The organism is Pseudoalteromonas sp. P1-25 (assembly GCF_001401805.1).
In the GTDB taxonomy this organism is placed as follows: domain Bacteria; phylum Pseudomonadota; class Gammaproteobacteria; order Enterobacterales; family Alteromonadaceae; genus Pseudoalteromonas.
In genome coordinates this window covers 115,358-140,202 of sequence record NZ_LKDW01000009.1, presented here as the reverse complement: position 1 = coordinate 140,202, position 24,845 = coordinate 115,358, and the positions used below count along the sequence as shown (strand labels likewise).

General features: G+C 41.4%; 19 protein-coding genes. 14 read left to right on the top strand and 5 right to left on the bottom strand.

Annotated elements, in window-relative coordinates; all coding sequences use genetic code 11:
- Nucleotides 1-288 precede the first annotated feature (288 nt).
- The 5 genes from AN393_RS08215 (at nt 289) to AN393_RS08195 (ending at nt 7,262) form a co-directional block, all read left to right on the top strand.
- Nucleotides 289-1,089, top strand: a complete 801-nt coding sequence (locus tag AN393_RS08215) for a VOC family protein (protein WP_055017798.1) — start codon at nt 289-291, stop codon at nt 1,087-1,089.
- Nucleotides 1,090-1,207: 118 nt separating this feature from the next.
- Nucleotides 1,208-1,573, top strand: coding sequence for a hypothetical protein (locus tag AN393_RS08210; protein WP_055014538.1), 366 nt, complete (start codon nt 1,208-1,210; stop codon nt 1,571-1,573).
- Nucleotides 1,570-3,903, top strand: a complete 2,334-nt coding sequence (locus tag AN393_RS08205) for a fatty acid cis/trans isomerase (RefSeq protein WP_055014539.1) — start codon at nt 1,570-1,572, stop codon at nt 3,901-3,903. Before AN393_RS08210 ends, AN393_RS08205 begins: the two co-directional genes overlap by 4 nt.
- 144 nt (nt 3,904-4,047) lie before the next feature.
- Nucleotides 4,048-5,772: a response regulator gene (locus AN393_RS08200; protein ID WP_055017797.1), complete on the top strand. Its 1,725-nt coding sequence runs from the start codon at nt 4,048-4,050 to the stop codon at nt 5,770-5,772.
- 77 nt (nt 5,773-5,849) lie between these two features.
- Nucleotides 5,850-7,262: an ATP-binding cassette domain-containing protein gene (locus AN393_RS08195; protein ID WP_055017796.1), complete on the top strand. Its 1,413-nt coding sequence runs from the start codon at nt 5,850-5,852 to the stop codon at nt 7,260-7,262.
- Nucleotides 7,263-7,298: 36 nt separating this feature from the next.
- Here AN393_RS08195 and AN393_RS08190 read toward each other — a convergent pair whose 3' ends face one another.
- Nucleotides 7,299-8,177: a TraB/GumN family protein gene (locus tag AN393_RS08190; RefSeq protein WP_055017795.1), complete on the bottom strand. Its 879-nt coding sequence runs from the start codon at nt 8,175-8,177 to the stop codon at nt 7,299-7,301.
- 687 nt (nt 8,178-8,864) lie between these two features.
- On the opposite strand from AN393_RS08190, the gene ilvG reads away from it, so the two are divergent.
- The 8 genes from ilvG to AN393_RS08150 all read left to right on the top strand — a co-directional run bounded on the left by ilvG (nt 8,865) and on the right by AN393_RS08150 (nt 18,019).
- Complete coding sequence (ilvG, locus tag AN393_RS08185; protein WP_055017794.1) at nt 8,865-10,514, top strand: acetolactate synthase 2 catalytic subunit; 1,650 nt, start codon at nt 8,865-8,867, stop codon at nt 10,512-10,514.
- Complete coding sequence (ilvM, locus tag AN393_RS08180) at nt 10,511-10,753, top strand: acetolactate synthase 2 small subunit (protein ID WP_055014549.1); 243 nt, start codon at nt 10,511-10,513, stop codon at nt 10,751-10,753. The genes ilvG and ilvM overlap by 4 nt, the downstream gene beginning before the upstream one ends.
- A gap of 105 nt (nt 10,754-10,858) precedes the next feature.
- Nucleotides 10,859-12,715 (top strand): dihydroxy-acid dehydratase, encoded by a 1,857-nt coding sequence (gene ilvD / locus AN393_RS08175; protein WP_055014550.1) that lies wholly within the window; start codon nt 10,859-10,861, stop codon nt 12,713-12,715.
- Between the two features lie 2 nt (nt 12,716-12,717).
- Nucleotides 12,718-14,271 carry a threonine ammonia-lyase, biosynthetic gene (gene ilvA / locus AN393_RS08170; RefSeq protein WP_055014551.1) on the top strand — a complete coding sequence of 518 codons (1,554 nt, stop codon included), beginning with the start codon at nt 12,718-12,720 and terminating at the stop codon, nt 14,269-14,271.
- Nucleotides 14,272-14,414: 143 nt separating this feature from the next.
- Nucleotides 14,415-15,401: an ABC transporter substrate-binding protein gene (locus AN393_RS08165; protein WP_055014645.1), complete on the top strand. Its 987-nt coding sequence runs from the start codon at nt 14,415-14,417 to the stop codon at nt 15,399-15,401.
- 62 nt (nt 15,402-15,463) lie between these two features.
- On the top strand, nt 15,464-16,639 hold the full coding sequence (locus tag AN393_RS08160) for a methyltransferase (protein ID WP_055017793.1): 1,176 nt from the start codon (nt 15,464-15,466) through the stop codon (nt 16,637-16,639).
- 64 nt (nt 16,640-16,703) lie between these two features.
- Nucleotides 16,704-17,363, top strand: a complete 660-nt coding sequence (gene can, locus AN393_RS08155) for a carbonate dehydratase (RefSeq protein WP_055014553.1) — start codon at nt 16,704-16,706, stop codon at nt 17,361-17,363.
- Between the two features lie 8 nt (nt 17,364-17,371).
- Nucleotides 17,372-18,019 (top strand): NAD(P)H-binding protein, encoded by a 648-nt coding sequence (locus AN393_RS08150; protein ID WP_055014554.1) that lies wholly within the window; start codon nt 17,372-17,374, stop codon nt 18,017-18,019.
- 79 nt (nt 18,020-18,098) lie between these two features.
- Here the strand turns inward: AN393_RS08150 and ubiK are convergent, their stop codons facing one another.
- Entirely contained in the window at nt 18,099-18,362 is a 264-nt protein-coding gene (gene ubiK, locus AN393_RS08145; RefSeq protein WP_004589302.1) for a ubiquinone biosynthesis accessory factor UbiK, read from the bottom strand.
- 161 nt (nt 18,363-18,523) lie between these two features.
- On the opposite strand from ubiK, the gene rep reads away from it, so the two are divergent.
- Nucleotides 18,524-20,542 carry a DNA helicase Rep gene (gene rep / locus AN393_RS08140; RefSeq protein WP_055014556.1) on the top strand — a complete coding sequence of 673 codons (2,019 nt, stop codon included), beginning with the start codon at nt 18,524-18,526 and terminating at the stop codon, nt 20,540-20,542.
- Here rep and AN393_RS08135 read toward each other — a convergent pair.
- The 3 genes from AN393_RS08135 to elbB form a co-directional block, all read right to left on the bottom strand.
- A complete protein-coding gene (locus AN393_RS08135) occupies nt 20,535-23,108 on the bottom strand; it encodes a diguanylate cyclase domain-containing protein (RefSeq protein ID WP_055014557.1) in 2,574 nt (857 codons plus the stop codon). The two genes, rep and AN393_RS08135, sit on opposite strands and share 8 nt — an antisense overlap.
- A 181-nt stretch (nt 23,109-23,289) precedes the next feature.
- On the bottom strand, nt 23,290-23,685 hold the full coding sequence (locus AN393_RS08130) for a cytochrome c5 family protein (RefSeq protein ID WP_055017792.1): 396 nt from the start codon (nt 23,683-23,685) through the stop codon (nt 23,290-23,292).
- A gap of 203 nt (nt 23,686-23,888) precedes the next feature.
- Complete coding sequence (gene elbB / locus AN393_RS08125; RefSeq protein WP_055017791.1) at nt 23,889-24,536, bottom strand: isoprenoid biosynthesis glyoxalase ElbB; 648 nt, start codon at nt 24,534-24,536, stop codon at nt 23,889-23,891.
- Nucleotides 24,537-24,845 lie beyond the last annotated feature (309 nt).

The following is a 24,845-nucleotide window of genomic DNA, read 5'->3' as shown; positions in this document are numbered from 1 at the left end:
CTTTGTAGCAACTATCGTAGAGTAATAATTAGCCTAGCTGATTAATACTAAAAAAACCCGAGCTTAGTCTCGGGTTTTTTAATGCCTGAATAAAAGTGATTAGTTTTTAGCTATCAGCTTTTAGCTGCTTGGCGTTAATGTAAATAATGTTGTTTGGGTCGGCTTTACAAATCCCAAGTGGAAGTGGTCACTGGTGTGTAAGGGGGCTTATTCAGTGAATAACTATCGACACTTACAGAGTATTAGCCTAAGCTAAAAATGGCTTAAATTTACAACAGGAAATGGACAATGAATAATAAAAATAACTATCCACAAGGTGTATTTTGCTGGGCTGAACTGTGTACTCACAACTGGCAAGAAGGGAAGGCTTTTTATACTGCGTTGTTTGAGTGGGGAAGTGACGATCAACCCATTGGCGATGATGAGTATTACACTATGCTACAAAAGCAAGGTGACGATATTGCAGCCATGTATCAAATGCCTAAAGAGCAAGTGGCTGATTCCATACCTAGCTACTGGTTGACCTATATTGCAGTGGATGATGTTGATGCATGTGCAATGAAGGCGCAAGAGCTCGGCGCTAAAATTATAGCAGGCCCGCATAATGTGATGGATGCGGGACGTATGTTAATGCTAAAGGATCCTGCGGGTGCCACGGTGGCGTTATGGCAAGGTAAAGAGCATATAGGGTGTAAGCGTCCTTGCGAGCTCAACACGCCTTATTGGCATGAAATGGCAACGCGCGATAGTGAAACGAGTCGTCATTTTTATTGTGAACTACTGGGTTGGCAAAGCGAAATAAAGCCAATGGAGGGGATGGATTACACCTTGTTTTTAGTTGCGGGCAAGCCTGTAGCAGGCATGCTACAAATGACTGATGAATGGCCTCAAGACGTCCCTCCTCACTGGATGATTTACTTTGCTGTAGATAACTGCGATAGCTATGTAAAAAAAGTGGCGAGCCTTGGAGGGCAGGTGTGCGTACCTGCTACAGATATTCCTGATGTAGGGCGTTTTAGTGTTATTTGCGACCCTCAAGGCGCTGTTTTTTCTATCATTGAATCGGTAATGGATGATATTAAAACTTAACTATCAGCAACGTTTGCGGCTAAATTTTAAACTTTAGTGTGGTGATTTAGGCGCAGTAATTATGTTCTTTTTTGCTATAATGACGGGTAATTACACCGTCAGTTAGCAAGAGAGCATAATGGAATTTGAACAAGACAGTAAATTAACCTTACCGTTATTTATTTTAAATGAGTCGCTTAGTGAGCGAGATGTAGAAAAGCCTGATTTAGACATTTCCTTCGCTCTTAATGATGAGCTACTGACGCAGATATGCCAAAACCCAGCACCCGATAGCAGTATTGCTATTAGTTTAAAAGAGTATGCACTTGAGCTGCATAGTAGTGAATTTAATGGAGTATTAAATCACGAGCACGATGCACAAATAACGCTGACCCACGGCCCACTGCTAAGTGTGGTGTTAAATACCCAGGACAACCAGACCTTTGTCTCTCCGCAAATGGACATGATGCCAACCTTCGACCTCGGTGATGAGGACGAAGAATGAAAAAAATTCTGATCAGCACACTCGTCCTTATTATTCTCAGTGGGTGTGCTTATTTAGGTAATGCCCATTACAATGATTTATTTGGTAATGAACAAACACAGCAGCGAATTGTGCCACACGATACCGGTGCTGGTGCTGAGTTTTTGCAAAACGTAAAGCCAGTACTTGATACACGTTGTGTGGTGTGTCATGGCTGTTATGATGCGCCTTGCCAGTTAAAACTTTCTTCGCCTGAAGGGATAGATAGGGGGCTGAGCAAAGAGCTGGTTTATGATGGTACACGGTTGTTAGCAAGTACGCCAAGCCGGTTATTATTTGATGCAACCACAACTCAGCAATGGCGCGATAAAGGCTTTACACCCGTATTAAATGAGCGTAACCAAAGCCCAGAAGCTAATTTAGCCGGCGGTGTTTTATTTAATTCACTGGTTTTAAAACAAAGCGCCCCTTTACCTGAAAATGAAATTCTCGATGATGAATTTGACTTTTCACTTAGCCGTTCACAAACCTGCGCGACTATTGGCGAATTTGATCGTTTAGCAGCTGAGCAGCCTCACGGCGGCATGCCTTACGGTTTACCAGGGGTGTCTAGTAAAGAGTTTTATCATTTACAAAAGTGGCTCAAAGAGGGTGGAAAAATGGCGCATATTAAACCGCCCACCGAAACCGAGCTAACAAACGTTAAAAACTGGGAAGCTTTTTTAAATCAAGACAGCTTAAAATACCAATTAGCTGCACGTTATATTTACGAGCACTGGTTTTTAGCCCATATTTACTTTGATTCTGATAACCCTCAGAACTTTTTTAAACTCGTTCGCTCAAGTACGCCGCCAGGCGAAGAAATTAAGCTAATTAATACGCGCCGACCATATGATGATCCAAAAGTGAGTCGTGTTTACTATCGCTTATTACAAGATCGCTCAACCGTTTTATCAAAAACACATTTGCCATTAAGGCTTGATGACGCCAAGCTTGCACGTATTTATGAGCAATTTATTGCCCCTGAGTATACGGTAACTAAAATGCCTAGTTACGAGCCTAAATCAGCATCTAACCCTTTTAAAACGTTTGAAGTGATCCCTATTGATGCTAAGTATCAGTTTATGCTTGATGAAGCTGAGCTAATCATAATGGGCTTTATTAAGGGGCCTGTGTGTCGGGGGCAAATAGCACTTAATGTGATTAACGATCACTTTTGGGTGGCTTTTGCAGACCCGAAAAAAGTCGCGACGCCCGCTGTTGAAGATATGTTATTACAACATGAAGAGGCACTTGAGCTGCCTGCAGCAGAGGAAAGCAATGCATTGCCTATCTCCAACTGGGTTAAATATTCAGTGCGCGAGAAAAAGTACTTACAGGCTAAAGTTAAGCTTGCTAACGAAATGTTTAAAAATGGAGAGCATTTAACCACCGACCTATTATGGAAAGGTGAAGGCCATAACAAAAATGCTGCGCTTACCATATTTCGCCATTTTGATAGTGCTACTGTAGTAAAAGGGTTTATTGGGCAAGAGCCTAAAACTATGTGGGTTTTAGACTATGCGTTGTTTGAGCGTATTCATTACCTACTTGTTGCTGGCTTTGATGTCTATGGAAATATCGGTCACCAATTAGTGACCCGTTTGTACATGGACTTTTTACGTTTAGAAGGCGAGCAAAACTTTTTAGCGTTATTACCTGAAGCTAAGCGCCATCAAATTAAAAAGAGTTGGTATAGAAAGTCGCCACCAAGCTTATCTAAGTTTTTTAAAAACAACCGAGAGTTTAGCCAACCTAGCGGTATTGAATATAAAACGGATGATCCACAGCATGAGCTGTATGGTTTAGTTAAGCAAACTTTAGCGCCAGTACTGAGTGAGCACTACGATTACACAAAAGTACCCACGCCATTAAATGCACTAAACAATATGCCCGCTAAAGCGATAAATTTATTACCGCAGTTATCGTATATTTTGGTTAAGCAAGACGATGCTTCACATAAAGCTTACACGCTTATTCACCACAACGCGCATTACAATATTTCCAGCTTATTAAATGAAGATGGTCAGCGCGCTTATGATGAAGATACCGCCACCCTAGTGCCAGGCTTTATTGGCGATTACCCTGCGGCTATTTGGTATTTAAATGATCAAAATGAAGTGGGTGAATTTGCACAGCTATTACCTATGATGCAAATTGAAGCTGATTATGCCGCTTTAAAAGTAAAATTTGGTATTCGCCGTTCACACCCCGAATTTTGGAAATACAGCGACATACTGCATAAGGTAGCTAAAGATTATCGCGGTGTAGAGTTTGGTATGTTCGATTATAACCGCTTAGAAAACCGATAATCGTAGCGCTCTCTAATGAGAGATTTGCGCCTAATGTAATACATTTAGCCCAGTAATTTACTGGGCTTTTTATTTATATAATTACTAAAGCTGATGTTGAGTTTTGTATATATAGGCTACACTTAAAATAAAAAGCGGCCTTGTATGTTTAAAATAATTGCCAATCTGAGACAGCGCTACCGATGGGCGTTAATCGCTATAGCATTATTAATAAGTGGCTCAGCCTTATTGCTGCAGTATGGTTTTTCTGTACAAAAGTACGACGCTAAAATAATTAATATGGCAGGTAAGCAGCGTATGCTCTCGCAAAAAATTGCTTGGCATAGTAATGCACTACTTTCGTCTCGAATCGATGTGGCTACCCACACCTTTTCACTCGAGCAATCTCTCTCCCAATTCAAAACAGCTCATGCGGTATTGCTTACAAAGCAAGGCGACAGTTATCGCTACCTAACGCCAGAATTAGTAAAGTTATATTTCTCTGAACCAGCTAATCTCGATAACGAAGTGAATGAGTTTATTACCCAGGCTAGTTGGTTGCTATACCAAAAAGGAGAAATAGACACACAGGTGCTCAGCGTAGCACATGTAGAAAACCTACTTGTCAAACTTGACCGCGCAGTGACTTTATTTGAACAGCATGCATTAAAAAAAGTTAACCGCGTGTCTAATTTAGAGCTGTTATGTTGGCTACTGGCCATGGTGTTACTGCTTATTGAGCTAAGGTTTGTGTTTATGCCTATGGAAAAAGAGGTAGAGCGCACTTTGGTCGCTCTTCAAAAACAAAAAGACTTTGTAGCGCAAATGAGCCAAAACAAAGAGCACTTTATTGCTAGAGCAAGTCACGAGTTTAGAACCCCGTTGCAAGGCTTAATTACATCGATAGATGAGCTCACCATCAATGCCGACCAACAAAATATTAAAACGCAAGCTAGCTATTGCGCTCTCAGACTTTTATCTATGTTAGATGAGCTACAAGATTTACAAGCACTCAGCACGGGTAAGTGGGCGCCAATTCTTAAAAACGAAAACCTTCTAGAGTCAATAAACAAAGTGGTGTTAGCGTATGAATACGCAGCGCAGCAAAAAGGGCTTAAGTTAATTACTCATTTTGATGATTCCCTTAATTGTTTTTGCAAGTTAGATCATCAGCGCTTACAGCATGTATTAACCGAGCTAATTAGCAACGCTATTAAGTTTACGCAGAAGGGGAAAGTTGAAGTTACAGCACACATGCAAAGCTCGCAGCTACATTTTACAGTCAGCGATAGTGGGTGTGGTTTTGCTAATGAAATAACCGAACTGGAGTTTGATTCATTTAAGCAAACTAACCACTTTCAAGGATTAAGAACGGGATTAACACGGGCGCAGTATGTTGTTAAAGCCCTTCATGGCACGCTCGCATTTAAAAACAATGCAATGCACGGTGCACACGTTACGCTCAATTTACCAATTGAAATTACCAATAAACAAACAGAAAAAGGGGTCGAAAAAAAGCTTTTTTGCCTTGTAGTTGAGGACAACGAATTAAATACCTTGTTACTCACACGTATTTTGAAAACGTTAGGCGTGGACTATGAATGCGTTGTAAATGGCCTAGAAGCCTGTGAAAAGGTATCTAAAACTGACTATGATGTGGTTTTTATGGACTTAAACATGCCGATAATGGATGGCTTTGAAGCAACTAAAAAAATACGCAAAGAGCTAAATAAAACCATGCCCATCATAGTGGTTACTGCAAATACCTCAGCCGAAGACATGGACTTAATTTATGAATATGGCGCGAGTGAGCATATTCATAAACCCATAAGTAAGCAGGCAGTGGCTGATGCATTGGTAAATGTTTGCATAGCTAATGAAATAAATTAATACGCAATTAAATACGCTTGCTAAAGTAATTTACTATACGTTAAGTTGTTTATTTAGCTTATGGTGAAGGCAGTATTGTGCAAAGTATTGTATTTGAACAATTTAATGGTTATTTACAGGGGCAAGGTAAAAGCCGCTACACAATTAATGACTTAAGTTGGCAAGTGAATGCCGGCGAGCACTGGCTATTATTAGGGGCTAATGGCGCAGGTAAATCGGCATTGAGCGCCGCATTAACGGGAGGGGCTAAGCAGCAAAGTGGTACTTTTAAAAGTACATTTAATAACACGCAGCTTGTGTCATCTGATGTGCAAAAGCAGTTAATCAAGCATGAAATTGAACATGAACACCACAGCTTAGTAAAAGATTTTATTTTTCCTCAAAATGCTAGTTACAACCGTGAGCTACGCATAAAGCTAATAGATGCTTTTAATTACAGCGCCCTTTTAAAGAGGAATTTTAGAGATCTCTCTACCGGCGAAACCCGTAAACTCCTTCTTATAAATGCGTTGAGTAGTGATGCTGATTTAGTGGTGCTAGATGAGCCATATGACGGCTTAGATAAACATTCGTGTGAGGTGCTAAACACTTTATTAGAAACACTTAGCTCAACAATTAACTTTGTATTTGTGTTAAATAGGCTTGATGAAATTCCGCCCTTTATTACTCACTACGCATATGTAAATCAGGGGCAGTTGCAGCAAGTACTCAATAAGCCAACTGCAGAGCAGCGTGCTGATTTGCTCAAGCTACTGCATTTAACTCATACCACTTTAGAAATACCTCAACCAGATGACTCCCAAGCTCGAGCAGAGTATACCGCCGATACATTGGTTAAGCTTACTAATGCTAAGGTTAGCTACGCTGGGGTTAATATATTTAAAAACCTCACTTGGCAAATTAATAAACATCAACACTGGCAATTAAGTGGTAAAAATGGCTCAGGTAAAACCTGCTTATTAAATTTAATAACCGGCGATAACCCTCAATGCTATAGCAACGATATTGAAGTATTTGGATTTAAACGTGGTACGGGTGAAAGTATTTGGGATATAAAACAGCATATTGGCTTTATATCAAATGCGCTGCATATGGATTATCGAGTAAGTATTTCAGCGCTTAATACGGTTATTTCTGGATTTTTTGACAGCATTGGCTTATATCAAAAGCCAACAGAGTCACAGGTAAATACAGCTAAGCAATGGTTAGCGCTGATTGGATTAAGCGATAAACAAAATAGCCCATTTACGCAACTTTCGTATGGCGATCAGCGCATGCTATTAATTGTGCGCGCCATGATAAAACACCCCACGTTACTTATTTTAGATGAGCCTTGCCTAGGGCTTGATGAAGCAAATAGGCAGCGGGTGTTAGTATTAATCGAGAAAGTGTGTGCCGCCAAAACAAGTACTGTGATTTACGTGAATCACCATGCGGCAGACAAAATTAAAGGAATAGAGAATTACTTAAAAATGGAAGATTTTAATTAAAGGCTGGGCTTATTATGCCCAACCTTTAGCATCACTTTATAGGCGAGTAATAGTAAAGCCTGCATCAGTTAACTGTTTTATTAAACCGTGTTGCTCTGGCAAGTGAAGTGCACCTACCGCAATAAAGAGTTTTTCGTTAGCCAAGCGAGGCACTAATTGCTCCACCCATTTATCATTACGGTTTACTAGCATTACTTGCTCGCTTATTTCACCATAATTACTATCGTCAAAACTCATGTTGTAGTACTCGGTAAGGGTTTCCATATCACCATTTTTCCACGCGTTTACGAGCTTGATAAAGTAGGTGTTAATATCGGCAAGCTGCTCAAAGGTTTCTTCAATCATTTCGTTGCTTAATAGCGCCATACCATCAAACATTTGCAGTTGCTGCTCTAGCGTTTCTAACTCTCCAATCGTGATATTTTGCTTTTTAGCGTAAGCAAGTACTTGCTTGTCTATGCCTGTTTGGTCGGAAAACCCTGCATTTTGAAATTCAATTTGCATCATGGTTACCATTACAGCCCAAGGCTTTAGGCCATTAAACATAGCTATATCAATCGATTTTTTAGCAAAGTACTCTTTAAGCTTATTGTAGTTTTGTTTTGATAGTTCTGTTTGTAATGTTTTGCCATCTTTAAGCATCATAAAGGGCATTGAACGCTGCTGCATTTGCAGTGGTGTGAGTTTACTAATATCTACTTCAACAATAACTTGCTCGCTTTGATCTATAGCTTTCGTTATTTTTTCTGGTAAACCTTTCATGCTTGCGTCACCCACATGAACCGTGCCAAACAAGTAAGAGCTAGTACCGTTTTTTTCTACTTTGAACAGTGCCGGCGCTGCGACACTATTAAAACTAGTTGCTATAAAAAGTGCCAGTATAAAAAACTGACTAATTCGAGTGAGGGCTTGCATGGTTTGTCCTTAAATTTAATTGAATTGCATAAATACTAGCTTAAATTAAAGCGCTTTAATAAACCTATTTGGTTATATTAAACACTTTTAAATGCGCTTTTGAGTTTAGTTGCACTAAGAGCCATATTTAAGTGGACTGAATGTGATTGAGCAGAATGTAATAGCGCTAGTGAATTAACCCTGCCTGATTAGTGAAGTTTTAAGTTATTTACCGTGCTGTACTGCAATGTATCAAAAATTAATCAAGCCCTATATGGCTATTATGTGGTTAGTGAATTTACTTGATGCAAATTAAGGTATAAATTTTTCAATTGTTCCTTTTATTCTGAATTTTAAATCCTTTTAAAGTCAATTTTCGCACTTTTGTTGAATTAAGTTTGGTGTTGACTTACTCGCCTCAGCGCGGTACAAATACAAATACAGAGCGAAGAGTATTACTTCGTAACAAATGAACACATTTTGGTATTAATTACATGCTTACAAATGCACTTAACCTAGTCCTGATTATTATCGTGGTGATTATTCCCGCGAGGGCTTCGTAGTGCTATAAACTTAAGCATTAAAAAGCCCTCCGCACCTAACCGTTCGGAGGGCTTTTTAGTTTTAAGCACAAAGTTTTAAAGATTTTAGCTATAAGTTTTAAGTAAGCAGGTAATTGGGTTGTCACTGAGGAATGAGGATTAATTAATGACAGGCGCAGAACTAACAATCGATTTATTAGCCAAGCACGGCGTAAATGAGGTATTTGGCTACCCTGGCGGAGCTATTATGCCCATTTATGATGCGCTGTATGGCGCGCCTGTAAAGCATTACCTTACTCGTCACGAGCAAGGTGCTGGCTTTGCCGCAGTGGGTTATGCCCGCAGCACAGGCAAATTAGGTGTTTGTTTTGCTACCTCAGGCCCAGGTGCTACTAACTTAATAACCGCACTTGCCGATGCGATGATGGACTCAGTACCATTGTTAGCAATTACCGGCCAAGTTCCCACTGCCGCTATTGGCTCAGATGCATTTCAAGAAGTCGATGTACTAGGTATGTCACTATCGTGTACAAAACACAGCTATATGGTAGAGCGCCCAGAAGACTTAGCCGAAGTACTGCAAGAAGCGATGCACTTAGCGCAAAGTGGTCGACCAGGCCCAGTGCTTGTAGATATTCCAAAAGATATTCAAATGGCGCAAGTGCCTTTTAAACCGTGGTTAGCCGCTGATGAATATTTACCCCAGCTAGATCTAAACCAAGTGGCCATTGCAAATCAGCTATTAAGTGAGGCAAAGCAGCCTGTCGCGTATGTAGGTGGTGGCGTGCAAGCCGCTGATGCGCAAAATGAGTTAATGCAGTTTTTAAATAAAACACAAATGCCAGCGGTATCAACATTAAAAGCGTTAGGCAGTGTATTACCTGATTACGAACATTACTTAGGAATGCTGGGCATGCACGGCACACAAGCAGCTAATATAGCAGTACAAGAGTGTGATGTGCTTGTATGTATAGGCGCGCGCTTTGATGACCGCGTAACCGGTAACTTAGCTAAATTTGCTGCCAAAGCAAAAGTAATCCACTTAGACATTGATGCGGCCGAAGTAGGTAAACGCAAACCCGCTAAAGCGTCTTTAATTGCTGATTTAAAAACCTCATTACCCGCACTTGAGTGTGTTGTAACACCTAAAGCATGGTGCGATACAAATAAACTCATGAGCGAAAAGCATGCATGGCGTTACGACTACCCAGGCGAAAAAGTATTTGCCCCGTATTTATTGAACCAATTAAGCCAGCATATGCCAAAAACTGGCGTAGTGTGCTGCGACGTGGGCCAGCACCAAATGTGGGTAGCGCAACACATGAAATTTAACCACCCAAGCAATCATTTAAGTAGTGGTGGCGCAGGTACTATGGGCTTTGGCTTACCAGCGGCTATTGGCGCGCAAGTAGCACGCCCAGATGATTTTGTAATAACGGTGTCGGGGGATGGCTCAATCATGATGAATATTCAAGAGCTTGCCACTATTCGCCGTAATAATTTACCGGTAAAAATACTCATATTAGATAACCAACGCTTAGGTATGGTTCGTCAATGGCAGGAGCTGTTTTTTGAAGGTCGTTACTCGGAAACAAACCTGTCAGATAACCCTGATTTTGTTCAATTAGCCGCAGTATTTGGTATTCCTGGGCAAACGATCACCAAAGCCAACGAAGTTGACGATGCAATAACAGCATTAGTTAATAGCAAGGGCCCGTATATTTTACATGCCTGTATAGACGATAAAGAAAACGTATGGCCGCTTGTACCACCTGGGGCTGCAAATGACGAAATGATTACGGAGAAAGCACAATGAAACACAGCTTAACGATTGCACTTAAAAATCAAAGTATTGCGGTGGAGCGCTTTTTACGTGTTGTGCGTCACCGTGGTTTTGACCTTACGCATTTTCAGCTTAATACAGATGAAGCTCATTATACGATAGCAATGACGGTCGATAGCGATAAGCCGATTCATCTATTAACCAACCAGCTAAACAAGTTGGTAGACGTGAAAGAAATCAGCTTAGAAAATTTACAGCAACAAGCAGTGTAACTGCCAACGAAACACATTTACGCGTTACTGAGTATAACCTTCAGTAACTCAACAATTTTTAGAATGAGGAATGCCCGCTTACACAGCGGCAAAACAGAGGTAACTATGGCTAAATTAAGAAGTGCAACAACAACTGAAGGACGTAAACGCGCAGGCGCACGTGCATTATGGCGCGCAACAGGCATGACCGACACCGACTTTGGTAAACCTATTATTGCTGTAGTTAACTCGTTTACGCAATTTGTGCCCGGGCACGTACACCTTAATCAGCTTAGTGAGCTAATGGCTGAAACCATCACCCAAGCGGGCGGTGTACCAAAAGAATTTAACACCATCGCCATTGATGATGGTATCGCAATGGGCCATGGTGGCATGCTTTACTCTCTGCCTTCACGCGATTTAATTGCCGACTCGGTTGAGTACATGGTTAACGGCCACTGCGCCGATGCAATGATCTGTATTTCTAACTGTGACAAAATCACCCCAGGGATGATGCTTGCAGCGCTACGCTTAAATATACCGGTTATTTTTGTATCGGGCGGCCCAATGGAAGCAGGTAAAACAAAGCTTGCTAACATCGATATTAAACTCGATTTAGTTGATGCCATGGTAAAAGGCGCTGATGAAACAGTCAGTGATGCCGATTCAGAGCAAGTAGAGCGCTCTGCGTGTCCTACCTGCGGCTCATGTTCGGGTATGTTTACTGCAAACTCAATGAACTGTTTATTAGAAGCTATTGGTCTTGCGCTACCGGGTAACGGTACAACGCTTGCAACCCACAAAGATCGTAAGCAGCTTTATGTAGAAGCGGGCGCCCGTATTGTTGATTTATGCCGCGAGTACTATCAAAAAGACAATCACGACGTACTACCACGCGCAATTGCAAACAAAACAGCCTTTATGAACTCTATGGTGGTTGATATTGCCATGGGTGGTTCATCTAATACCGTATTGCACTTATTAGCAGCGGCACAAGAAGCCGGTGTAGATTTTGATATGTCGCACATTGACGAGCTATCTCGCAAAACGCCGTTTTTATGTAAAGTGGCGCCTGCTACAGCGCAATACCATATTGAAGATGTGCACCGCGCTGGTGGCATGATGGCAATAGTACGTGAGCTTGGCAAAGCTGGTTTAGTTGATTTATCAGTAAACCATGTTGCAGGTATGACAATGGGTGAGCTTGTTAAAAAATGGGATGCTACGGATCCAAATAACGAAGCTGCACAAAAGTTTTATCGTGCAGGTCCTGCTGGTATTCGCACGACCAAAGCGATGAGCCAAGAGTGTCGTTGGGATGAAGGTGATAATGATCGTGAGAATGGCTGTATTCGCAGTGTTGAACACGCCTTTAGGCAAGATGGCGGCTTAGCTGTACTTTCAGGAAATTTAGCAGTTGATGGTTGTATTGTTAAAAGTGCAGGTGTTGTTGACGAAATGCTTCATTTTGAAGGCACCGCTGTGGTTTATGAGTCACAAGATGAATCAGTAGAAGGCATTTTAAACGATGAAGTTAAAGCCGGTGATGTCGTGGTTATTCGTTACGAAGGTCCTAAAGGGGGCCCTGGCATGCAAGAAATGCTTTACCCAACTAGCTACTTAAAATCAAAAGGCCTTGCTGAAAAATGTGCCTTGATCACCGATGGCCGTTTCTCGGGCGGCACCTCTGGTTTATCAATCGGGCACGTATCGCCAGAGGCGGCAAGTGGCGGCGCTATTGCATATGTTGAAAATGGCGACAAAATTATCATTGATATTGCTTCACGTGAGATTACCCTTGCATTAAGTGATGAAGAGCTGGAAGCGCGAAAACAAAAGCAATTAGCACGTGGCAAACAAGCGTATAAGCCGCTTGATCGTGACCGCTATGTATCATCGGCATTAAAAGCGTATGCATTACTTGCAACCAGTGCAGATAAAGGCGCAGTACGTGATTTAGCCAAACTGGAGGAGCTTAGCTAATTATGGTTTCTCAAGAGCTCGATTATTTTCGCGCTATTATTCAAGCCAATATGGAACCGCTCGCTAAAGTAACTGAGGTGAGCGAAATGCGCGACCTCAGTGATAAATTAGGCAACCATGTTTGGTTAAAGCGTGAAGATCAACAGCCTGTGTATTCGTTTAAGTTACGCGGTGCTTATAATAAATTAAACAAGTTACCTAAAGGGTCCGTGGTTATTACGGCATCTGCGGGTAACCATGCGCAAGGTGTGGCGCTTAGTGCTTCACATCTTGGCCATAAAGCCACTATTGTTATGCCTGTTACTACGCCTGAAATAAAAGTTAGTGCGGTACGTGCACTGGGCGGTGAAGTGGTTTTACATGGCCATCATTTTGATGCAGCAAAAGCACACGCTCTTGAATTAACAGAGCAACGTAATGGTGTATTTGTACCGCCTTTTGATGACCCTGACGTAATTGTGGGGCAAGGCACAGTGGCTCGCGAGCTTATGCAGCAACTCAATGAGCTTGATGCGGTATTTATCCCTGTTGGCGGTGGTGGTTTACTTGCTGGCATGGCGGTTTATATCAAATCATTACGTCCCGATATAAAAGTGATTGGCGTAGAAGCCGACGAAAGCGCGTGTTTACAAGCTGCGCTTAAAGCGGGCGAGCCAGTAGAGCTTGACCGTGTTGGCAGTTTTGCCGATGGCGTAGCGGTTAAAATTATTGGCAGTGAAACATTTCGCCTAGCGCAAAAATTTTGCGATGAAGTTGTAACTGTCAGTGGCGATGAAATTTGTGCCGCCATGCAAGATATTTTTGTCTCTACTCGCGCAATTTCGGAGCCCTCAGGTGCGCTTGCCACCGCAGGGCTTAAAAAATGGAGCCAACAATCTGGTCTAAAAGGGCTGCATTTAGCAGCGGTGCTTTCGGGAGCTAACTTAAACTTTGACCGCTTACGTTATGTTGCAGAGCGCACCGCGCTTGGTGAAAAAAACGAAGCGTTACTTGCGGTAACCATTAAAGAAGAAAAAGGCAGCTTTAAGCAGTTTTGCACCTCTTTAGGGGGCCGTGCTATTACTGAGTTTAACTACCGTTATGCAGGCCCTGGTGAAGCGCAAATATTTGTGGGTATAGCCCTGCGCCAAGGTGAGCAAGAACTCAGCGAGCTAAAACAAGACCTAACTAACAACGACTACCCATTTTGCGATTTATCAGATAATGAGCTCGCAAAATTACATGTACGTTATATGGTAGGGGGCAAAGCACCTGAGCAGTTGCACGAAAGGTTATTACGGTTTGAATTTCCAGAATACCCAGGCGCTCTAGCACGCTTTTTAGATACCCTAGGTAGCAATTGGAATATTACTTTGTTCCATTACCGTAATCATGGGGGGTCTATCGGAAATGTACTGGCGGGCTTTGCGATTGAGCCTAGCCAATTTGAGATGTTTAACGAGCACTTAAACCGCTTAGGTTACAGTGTGCAAGACGAAACACATAACCCGTGTTTTACGCAGTTTTTAACCTCTCAGCCAAACAGCTCAAACGTTGATAACGTAGCCTCAGCTTAAGGCTTCATAAGCAAGTATGCGCCTTTGCATGCTTGCTTTATTGTGTGTTTTAAATATAGTTACACCTAATGACTACTATTTGGAACACTCAGTTGCTTATTAAAGGATTAATACTTGCAAGCTTGCTTTTTTGCAGCCAGCTAATGGCTCAAGAATCAGTCACTTTACAACTTAAATGGACCCACCAATTTCAGTTTGCTGGCTATTACATGGCTCAGCAAAAAGGCTACTACAGAGACGCCGGACTTAATGTGACCATACGCGAAGCCAATCCTAAAATGCCTGATACTTTTACTCCTGTAGCAACCGGAGAAGCTCAGTTTGGGGTGGCGCATTCGGGGATTTTACAACAAAGAGTAAACGGCCAACCGCTTGTTGCAATGGCGGCTATTTTGCAGTTTTCCCCGTACTGTTGGATGGTAAAAGACAGCTCTGATATTTTTCACCCTCGCGATTTTACCGCTAAACGTATTACCGAAGTAAGTAAAAAAGACAGTACCGAGTTGTTAGTCATGCTAAAACGCAGCGGCATTGACACAACTACTTTAGACGTTTTTGAAGGCGATGAGCCTGCACTGCAAGCGTGGCAAGAAAACAAACTTGATGCAATGCAAGTGTATATTACAACTCAGCCCTATTTAATGACTCAGCAAGGGGTATCGCATCGCCTTATATGCCCACAGCGTTATGGTATGGATGTATACGGTGATGTGTTATTTACCAGCGAATCAATGCTTAAAAAGCATCCGCAAACGGTCGAAAAGTTTTATCAAGCGAGTTTAAAAGGTTGGCGTTATGCCTTAATGAATATGGATGAAGCCATAGCTATTACTCAGCAAGTGTATGCGCCAAATAAAAGTTTTCATCAGCTAGCCTACGAGGCCGAAGTATTGAAAGACTACATATTGCCGCCGACGACTCAATTAGGGAATATGTCGATGGCCAAATGGCGCTTAATTGCAGATTATTATGGTATTAAGCAAACCCAATTTGACGAGCACAAAGCGAGGTTTGTGTATAAATACCAAGAGCCGGAGCAATTACAACTGTCGTGGATGCTAATAGCCGCTTTCATTGTAAGTATTATTTCGATCCCCCTTTATTTGCGGTTAATCCTCGCAAAAAAATAACCGCTTAATGCAGCTCTGCGCAACTGGTATAATTAAACGTCTTTTTACTATTTTAAGTTGTTATGAACCTAGCTGAGCAGTTTGCAGCACTCGATGCAGTGCTAATGAATACCCGCGAATATTGGCAATGTACGGCATTTGATTTTGATGAATTACCGTGGCCTGAGCTTCAAGCGGCGTTACATAACTTATCAGATGAAGATGTTGCAAGGCTTGATAACGATCAGCAACAGCTTTATCAATTTTTTAGCCCATTTATTGCCGGGGTAGAGCAGCTACCTGAGCTGTGTAATTTACCAAAAAACCAGCAGCAACGCAGTGAATACCCGTTTTGGATAAGTAACGGTATTAAAGGGCGTAAGTTTGAGCAACTACAAGACTTTGTTTCAGCATTGCCTTTTACAACGCAACCTGTTTTAGAGTGGTGCGCGGGCAAAGGCCACTTAGGGCGTATGCTTGCTTATAACGGGGCGCAAAGTGTGCGAAGTGTTGAGCTACAAGCACACCTATGTGAGCAAGGAGAGCACAGTGCACGTAAGCAAGGTTTAGCGATGCAATTTAGCCAAGCAAATGTACTTGAAGATGATATAAGCCACTTTTTTAATACCGACACACATGCGGTGGCACTGCATGCATGTGGCGCACTGCACCAAACATTTATGCAACACGCCAGTGCCGCTAGGGTAAAACGTATTAGTTTTTCGCCGTGCTGTTATCACTTATTTACTGATAATAAGTACCATCCAATGAGTGAGCTTGCCTTTACCAGTAAGCTGAATTTAACACACCGCGATTTAAAGTTGGCGCTGCAAGAGACAGTTACAGCCCCTTCACGTGTGGCTAAAATACGAAAAACTGAGGTGGAATGGCGCTTAGGGTTTGACGCACTTCGAAAGTCAATTACTAATGAGCAGTTTTACGTAAGCGTGCCATCGGTTAATAAGGCGGTATTTTCTGGCACATTTGCACAGTTTTGTGCTTGGGCGGGTGATAAAAAGTCTCTAATTATTCCTCAAGATACTGATTACGATAAGTTTTTACTAATAGGTAAGGCGCGTAAAAAAGTAACAGAGCGAATCGAACTGGTTCGACATGTGTTTAGAAGAGCAATAGAAGTTTGGCTTGTGCTCGATCGTGCTTTATATTTGCAACAGCAAGGTTATCACGTTTCAGTTAGCACCTTTTGCGAGAAACAGTTAACTCCTCGCAATATTTTAATTCTTGCAAACACCAACTAAAAAGGCGCTCATTATTTGTCTTTTTTGGGGTGTAATTCCTATCCCAATCTAAATAAGAGATGCAATGAGAAAGCTAAAAAATTTATTCGAAAACAACAAACGTTGGGCTGCACGTACAACCGAAGCCAACCCTGAGTTTTTTAAAATATTATCAATGCAACAAAACCCAGAGTATTTGTGGATTGGCTGCTCCGACTCGCGTGTTCCTGCAAACCAAATTGTTGATTTATTACCAGGTGAACTATTTGTACACCGCAATGTGGCTAATGTAGTGGTGCATACTGACCATAACTGTTTATCGGTAATGCAGTACGCGGTAGAGGTGCTTAAAGTAAAGCATATTATGGTGGTGGGACACTACGGCTGTGGCGGTGTACAAGCGGTATTAAATAACGCCAAATTTGGTTTTATTGATAATTGGTTACGCCATGTTGGCGATGTAAAAGAAAAACACTTAGCGCAGCTTAATGCAATGGGTGAGCAACAGCGTTTAAGTCGCTTAATTGAGTTAAACGTTATTGAACAAGTACGCAACGTGTGTAGAACAAACATAGTGCAAGATGCATGGGATAAAGGGCAAGAGCTCACGATTCATGGTTGGGTATATGGATTAGAGAACGGCCACTTACACGACTTATCATCGGTTGTAACCTGCGCCGATGAAGAAGCCGAGGTGTATAAAAAAGCCGTTGCACATGTACTCGCTAAAGCCGGTTGCGAGTAATTTAAGTAATGACTAAAACGGCGATAATCATAGGGGCAACAGGGGTTGTGGGGAGTGAGCTATTAACGCTTTTACTGCAAAGCCCTGCGTTTTGTAAAGTGGTTGCTATTACACGCCGTAAGCTAGACATTAAACATACTAAGCTCACTAATCATGTTATTGATTTTGATTGTTTAACTAACTACTGCGCGTTATTTAAAGGGGATGTGCTTTTTTCGTGTTTAGGCACAACTAAAAAGCAGGCTGGTTCAATCGCGGCGCAGCGTAAAGTTGATTTTGATTATCAGTTTATTGCGGCGCAAATGGCAGCAAACAATGCAGTGAGCCATTATTGCTTGGTGTCATCAAGTGGCGCTAATGCACACAGCATCAGCCCTTACTTAAAAATGAAAGGCGAGCTTGAGCAGCATATAAAAACGCTGGGCTTTGCAAAAGTAAGTATATTTCAGCCGTCTTTATTAATGGGTGAGCGAAGCGATACTCGTTTAGCTGAGCAAATAGGCGCATTTGTGTTACCTGTTATTACACAACTTCCTTTTTTAAAACGTTATAAACCTATTACGGGCAAGCAAGTGGCGCAAAAAATGTGTGCTGTGAGTTTGGCGCAGCAACAACCCCTGCAATACTATGTATTAGATGCATTGTTTAATGCATAGTGGATAAATGTTTAAGTTAAAAGCAAAAAAGCAGCCTTGGCTGCTTTTTTTTGGCTGAGTATACATACGTAAATACGTGCTACTCGGCGTTATTTTTAGCATTTAATTGTTGCTCTAGTAAAACAACTTTTGCTTCAAGCTCCGTGAGTTTTTCACGAGTACGAATAAGTACTTGGCTTTGCACATCAAATTCTTCGCGGCTAACAAAGTCCATTTCAGCCAGCTTATTTTGTAAAACTTGTTTGGTTTTACCTTCGAGTGTATCTGCTAGGTTTTTTACACCTTGCGGCATGTTATTGGTGATTTGCTTAGCAATTTCTTCAAGTTTTGCTGGATTGATCATAATCGTCCCTTGCTTTTGCCCTAAAATGATAATGACTAATATTACCTTATACCTAAGGCATTTAATACATGATCACCATAATGGAATTAATTAATCTAATGGCTATGCCTGTATCTGTGGTTACGGTAAAATTAGCTGCCTTTTAAAACTCCATGGTCGTTATGAAACTCAATCCAAAACAAGATGAAGCAGTAAAATATATTAGTGGTCCGTGTTTAGTACTCGCGGGTGCAGGCTCAGGTAAAACGCGCGTAATCACTAACAAAATTGCTTATTTGGTGCAAAAGTGCGAGTACAAAGCACGTAATATTGCTGCGGTAACGTTTACGAATAAAGCGGCCAAAGAGATGCGCGAGCGTGTATTACAAACGCTTAATAAGCAAGAGGCGAAAGGGTTGTGGGTATCAACTTTTCATACCCTAGGGCTTGAAATAATTAAAAAAGAGCTCAAAACACTAGGCTTTAAAGAAGGTTTTTCACTGTTTGATGACCAAGATACTAACCAGCTGTTAGGTGAGCTAACCGAAGATGAGCTTAAAAAAGATAAAGACCTACTAAACCTACTTAAGATGCAAATAGGCAGCTGGAAAAATGAATTAATTTTGCCTGAGCAAGCCATACGCGAAGCACGTGATGCGCAAAAAGCGTTATTTGCGCAGCTTTACGCCCGTTATCAAAATCAGCTGCGAGCATATAACGCACTGGATTTTGACGATTTAATCATGATCCCCACTTTGTTACTTAGTAATAATGCCACCTCACGAGAGCGTTGGCAGCAACGATTTAGGTATTTGCTGGTGGACGAATACCAAGATACCAATACCAGCCAGTACCAGCTTGTTAAGTTATTAGTAGGCGAGCGAGCGCGTTTTACAGTGGTAGGGGATGACGACCAATCTATTTACTCATGGCGCGGAGCCCGTCCCCAAAACTTAGTGCTGCTAGGTAAAGATTACCCCGGACTTAGGCTTATAAAGCTTGAGCAAAATTACCGCAGTGCGCAGCGTATTTTAAAAGCTGCAAATATTTTAATTGCCAATAACCCGCACGATATCGAAAAGAAGCTATTTAGTGAGCTTGGTTACGGTGAGCCAATTAAAGTGATTGGCTGCCGGGATGAAGAGCACGAGTGCGAGCGTGTTGTAGCTGAAATAATTTCCCATAAATTTATGAAACGTACCAGCTATAAAGATTACGCTATTTTGTATCGCGGTAATCACCAAGCTCGTGGCTTTGAAAAGTCATTAATGAGCAACCGCATCCCTTATAAAATCAGCGGTGGTATGTCGTTTTTTTCGCGCTCAGAAATCAAAGATATTATGGCTTATTTACGCTTATTGGTTAACCAAGACGACGATAACGCATTTTTACGCATAGTTAATACACCGCGCCGTGAAATAGGCACCGTTACACTTGAAAAGCTAGGCACGCTTGCAAACGAAAAACACCAAAGCTTATTTGCCACTTGTTTTGATAACGACTTAGGCTACCGACTTAAAGGCCGTGGTTTAAATGCGCTTTCGGGGTTTGCACGATGGGTTGTTGAGCTTTCAGATAATGCAGTGCGTAGCGATACACTCGAAGCGGTAAAAGACTTAGTGCGTAATATTAATTACGAAGCGTATTTATATGAGTCATCGCCAAGTGCTAAAGCAGCTGAAATGCGTATGAAAAACGTCTCTGAGTTGTATCGTTGGATCACCGATATGCTCACCGGCGATGCCGATAACGAACCAATGACCTTACCAGAAGTGGTCAGCAAACTAACACTTCGCGATATGTTAGAGCGTAATGAGGAAGAAGATGAATCCGATGCGGTACAGTTACTTACTCTGCATGCATCCAAAGGCTTAGAGTATCCGTACGTATTTATGGTTGGTATGGAAGAGGGGTTACTGCCGCACCAAGTAAGTATTGACGAAGAAAACGTAGATGAAGAGCGCCGTTTAGCGTACGTAGGGATCACACGGGCCCAGCAAGAGCTGACCTTAACGTATGCAAAAATACGACGCCAGTTTGGTGAAACCTCGCAAACAGAGCTAAGTCGCTTTGTGCAAGAGTTACCACAAGATGACTTAGCGTTTGAAAACAAAAAAGCCCCTAGTTCGCAAGCTGAGCGCATGGAAAAAGGCCAAGCACGGGTCGCTAACTTAAGGGCGATGCTTAAAAAACCTAGTTAATAGATTGTGCGGTGTTCTCAGTAGCCTCTATTGACTGCGATAAGCCTTGCTGCTTTGCGACAAATAAACTCAGCCCGTACTTATCAAGCAAGGCCCTAAAGTTGAGTATAGAAGGGCCTTTGGCAATGACTTTTATGCCTTTAAGCTGAGTAATTGCCAGTACGCCTTGTAATTGCAAGTTAAAGCTTTCTTGTTGTAATACGCGTTTACTAAAGGTGGAGCTAAGGAGTATGTAATCGAAGTTAATGTCGGTCAGCGCATTTAACTCACAACGGTCTTTTGCAAAGTTATTTAAGCCAATACTGTAACCAAGCTGCGAGAGCTTTTTAAGGTTTTCTAGCTGAGTTGCACAGGCATAACGTATTTCTTGGTCGTCAAAGAGTAAACACAGTTGACTCTGTCCTTGCAGCTTACTTAATACCTCGGTAAATAAATTAAATTCAAGCGCTTCTAAAAGCAACCCTGAGCACGGCATCAATACCATGGCCACATTGGCCGCTAGGGCATGGGCGTAAGCGTGTTGCAATAGCTCTAATTCAACCTGTAGGTGTTGCTCTTTATCGGTTGCAAACTTTTTCAGCACTTCAAAACTGGTATAACCTAATACAGGGTGCTCACCAAATGCTTCAAACAATGACTCTGATTGCTGTTGCTCATCAAGGTTTATAATATCAGCACTTCTAAAGCTCATCGGAAGTGAATCAAGATGGTGCTGTGCTGGAGATTCTGCACTTGTTAGTGTCTGCGTTAATAATGGATGGAACAACTCATAGCGGTCGCGGCCGGCATTTTTAGCGTAATACATAGCGGCATCGGCATCGCGAATAATTTCATCGGTATGCTGATAACTCGAATTTGAGTACGTTATACCAATACTTGCACCACTTTGAACGCAGGTACCTTTACTGCAAAATGGCTTTTTCATTATATTAATAATGCGATCAGCCACATCTTCTGCTTGTTGAAGCTCTGTTAAGTGGGTAAGCAAAATGACAAATTCATCACCACCAAGGCGGGCGAGCAAGTCGTGCTCACGAATACAATGGGAAAATAAATCAGCCACACTTATTAAAAATTGATCGCCAGCATGGTGCCCTAGTTGATCGTTTATATCTTTAAATTTATCTAAATCAATAAATAAAACAGCAAAGTGGTGCTCAGGAAAGCGGTGGTAATGCTGCAATGTTTTTTCTAGCTGGGTTAAAAACAGGCTGCGATTAGGGAGGCCTGTTAATGAGTCATGATGTGCATCATGATAAAGCTGTTGTTCTACTTTTTTACGCTCATCAATTTGCATTTGTAAATGTAAGTTGGCCTGCTGCAACGCTTTTGTTTTTTCATTAACGCGATACTCTAACTCTTGGTGGCTAGATTTAAGTGCTTGCGTGGCTAACTTTGTTTGCAGAACTGTCGCAATTTGATGCGAAACAAATGTAATAAGTTCGCAGTCATCTTTACTAAAAATATGTTTATTATTATACGCTTGACATGCAATTAGGCCGATAACACCTTGCGATGTTTTAAGTGGTGCGCCTAGCCAGCTGGTGGCCATTTGTTCTTCTGGTATTGGGTTATTTCGCTGTACGTCACCACTTTCTAACAGCTCTTTAGCTCTACTTGGGTGAATAAGTTGGGTTTGCTCGCTACTAATAACTAGCTCACTATAACCTTTTGCAAACTTTCTAGGCTCGGTGTTGTCTTTAAATTCATCTACACAATATGGGAAGCTGATCCAGCCTGTTTCTTTGTTATAAAGTGCAATGTATAAGTTTTCTGCGTATGTAATGGTTTTTATTATTTGATGAATTTTTACATAGGCATCATCTAAGTTTTGCGCTTGCGTTGCCAACTCCGATATTTTAAACAGAATTTGTTGGCGTTGTAGTGCGCGTTTTCGTTGTTCAATTTCTAGGTTTAATGCCTCATTACTTTGTGTCAGTGCGCGGGTACGAATTTTTACTTCTGATTCGAGTAACTCTCTTTTTTTAACCCGCTCTATTGCTGTCGCTAAATATAAAGACATTACTTCGAGTAAGTGCACCTGCTGGCTGCTGTAGTCTTGCTGTTTGTCGTAACTTTGCGCAGCAAGCACACCAATAATATTTTGCTCTTGGTAGATAGGCACGCCTACCCAATGTTCTGCAGGTGAGCCAAGCGCTTTAAATAAGCCATTTTGAGCAGCGCTTTGCATTTCTTGCTTGGTAAAGCACGTGGTTTTGCCAAGTCTATAAACATAGCCTGTAGCGCCTTCTTCAAAACTATTATCCTGATTAAGGGCAACTGATATACCATCTTTTTCATCGCAAAAATAAGAAAGCTCAAGAGCATGAGTATATTGATTAGCAAGTACCACATAAAAGCTTTTACTAGGTAGGTATGCTTGTAAAATGTCATGGATTGCGGGGTAAAGTAAGGTTAATTCGGCAACAGAGCTCGCTTGCTCTGATAATTGAATCAAGGCATTTTGTAAGTGGTGAGATTGCTTATACTTTTCTAATAGCGTTCTGAGACGTTTATTCTGATGCGCTAATTTACTAAGGTTAGCGGCCTTATCTTCCGATGACATGAATCATATTATTTTATTATTGTATGTTTATTAAACGTATAATTTCACTTTTAGTTGCGATCGTCAAGTAACTAATGCCCTAAAACTGCCACTAAAACATTATTTTAGCAACAAAAAAAGGCCTATTATAAAAATAGACCTTTTTTAAATAATCACCCTAATTATCAGAGGGTTAATTAAATTATTTAGATGTCATGAAATCAATAGCTGCGCTAATCTCATCATCAGAACAATCCATACATGTTCCTTTTGGCGGCATCGCATTAAAGCCATTGATAGCATGATCAAGCAACACATCTTTACCTTTAGCGATACGCGGTGCCCAGTCATCAGCTGATTTAGGTGCACCTAATGCGCCAGTACCGTGACAGGCAAAACAGGCGCCTTGGTAAACTTGCTCACCAGAACGAGGGCCACTAGGCGCTGCCGCAGCAGCAGCTTTTTCGCCTTCAAGATAAACAGCGCCAACTGGAGCTAAACGCTTTTTAATCGCATCTTCAGTCATAGAGTTATCATATGGCTGTGCGTATGCGGTGGTTGCTAGCACTAATAATGCTGCAGCTGATAGTTTTTTCATTTTGCCTTGCTCACTTCGATTTGAACGTGATCAATCACGATTATAGATGACGGAAATTAAACCGATTATACCTCTGTGTAACAATTTATAAAACGCCCACTGGTGTTTTTATCAATAAAACTGTCTAATTTTTGCGTTAACGCAATAAAATTGCATGTTTCAGTTAATAAACTTTTATAATCGGTGGCTTAGTAAATCACTATTTAAGCTAATGCTAATACGTTTTTAACCAATTTTTCGATCCCCGCATCGGCATCTAAAATAGACTGCGCCAGCATATAAGCAGGGGTGGTAACGAGTTTATTGTCTTCATCAATCACAATATCATCAACTGCACAGGCTGCGTGAGTAGAGCCTAGCTGGGTTAAAGCGTTTACGGTCTGTTCATCATTACCTATGGTTAAAGTAGCCTTGGGATATATAAACGGAATTAAAGCCGGCGCAATACACATGTAGCCAGCCGCTTTTTGTGCACTGGCAAATTGTTTACACGCTGCTAAAACTATTTCGTTTATCTGCGCATCAGCGCCTTTAACGGCAAAGTCACATAAGTTTTTAGCGGCGCCAAATCCCCCAGGGACTATTAACGCATCAAATTCAGATACTTTTAATTCGCTTAAAGATTTTATATCACCACGGGCAATGCGTGCTGCCTCAGTGAGTACATTACGGTTGCTTGGCATTTCTTCACCGGTGAGGTGATTAATCGTGTGAAGTTGTTCTATATCAGGAGCAAAACATTGATATGCAGCACCATTTTTAGCTATGTGTAGTAATGTTAATACTGCTTCGTTTATTTCACTGCCATCGTACACACCACAGCCGGCTAATATTACAGCTATCTTTTTCATGCTTTTGTGCTCCTTAAGTATTTTAAATAAGTCGTTTGGGTGAAGTTTAACACGGGGCAAAACACTCACTAAAATAATTTTTTAGCTTAAAAAGTATTCGCAGTGCAAGTTGTATTGCGGTTTATGCCATTTTTGCCAGTGCGCTTATAAAAAAAATTATAAAGGATCGCTATGATCTTTGATCCATTATGCTAGAATACTCCTCCGGTTATTTAAATGGATGCAAATAACTAAAGTGACTAACAGCAGATGTATCAGTTAGAAAACCTTTTTCCACATTGGTTTTAAAATAATAAAAAAAGAACCTCG

Bases quoted from the DNA above. Each gene is read 5' to 3' on its own strand.
- AN393_RS08215 (WP_055017798.1), top strand. From the start codon at position 289: ATGAATAATAAAAATAACTATCCACAAGGTGTATTTTGCTGGGCTGAA.
- AN393_RS08210 (WP_055014538.1), top strand. From the start codon at position 1,208: ATGGAATTTGAACAAGACAGTAAATTAACCTTACCGTTATTTATTTTA.
- AN393_RS08205 (WP_055014539.1), top strand. From the start codon at position 1,570: ATGAAAAAAATTCTGATCAGCACACTCGTCCTTATTATTCTCAGTGGG.
- AN393_RS08200 (WP_055017797.1), top strand. From the start codon at position 4,048: ATGTTTAAAATAATTGCCAATCTGAGACAGCGCTACCGATGGGCGTTA.
- AN393_RS08190 (WP_055017795.1), bottom strand. From the start codon at position 8,177: ATGCAAGCCCTCACTCGAATTAGTCAGTTTTTTATACTGGCACTTTTT.
- ilvG (WP_055017794.1), top strand. From the start codon at position 8,865: ATGACAGGCGCAGAACTAACAATCGATTTATTAGCCAAGCACGGCGTA.
- ilvM (WP_055014549.1), top strand. From the start codon at position 10,511: ATGAAACACAGCTTAACGATTGCACTTAAAAATCAAAGTATTGCGGTG.
- ilvD (WP_055014550.1), top strand. From the start codon at position 10,859: ATGGCTAAATTAAGAAGTGCAACAACAACTGAAGGACGTAAACGCGCA.
- ilvA (WP_055014551.1), top strand. From the start codon at position 12,718: ATGGTTTCTCAAGAGCTCGATTATTTTCGCGCTATTATTCAAGCCAAT.
- AN393_RS08165 (WP_055014645.1), top strand. From the start codon at position 14,415: ATGGCTCAAGAATCAGTCACTTTACAACTTAAATGGACCCACCAATTT.
- AN393_RS08160 (WP_055017793.1), top strand. From the start codon at position 15,464: ATGAACCTAGCTGAGCAGTTTGCAGCACTCGATGCAGTGCTAATGAAT.
- can (WP_055014553.1), top strand. From the start codon at position 16,704: ATGAGAAAGCTAAAAAATTTATTCGAAAACAACAAACGTTGGGCTGCA.
- AN393_RS08150 (WP_055014554.1), top strand. From the start codon at position 17,372: ATGACTAAAACGGCGATAATCATAGGGGCAACAGGGGTTGTGGGGAGT.
- ubiK (WP_004589302.1), bottom strand. From the start codon at position 18,362: ATGATCAATCCAGCAAAACTTGAAGAAATTGCTAAGCAAATCACCAAT.
- rep (WP_055014556.1), top strand. From the start codon at position 18,524: ATGAAACTCAATCCAAAACAAGATGAAGCAGTAAAATATATTAGTGGT.
- AN393_RS08135 (WP_055014557.1), bottom strand. From the start codon at position 23,108: ATGTCATCGGAAGATAAGGCCGCTAACCTTAGTAAATTAGCGCATCAG.
- AN393_RS08130 (WP_055017792.1), bottom strand. From the start codon at position 23,685: ATGAAAAAACTATCAGCTGCAGCATTATTAGTGCTAGCAACCACCGCA.
- elbB (WP_055017791.1), bottom strand. From the start codon at position 24,536: ATGAAAAAGATAGCTGTAATATTAGCCGGCTGTGGTGTGTACGATGGC.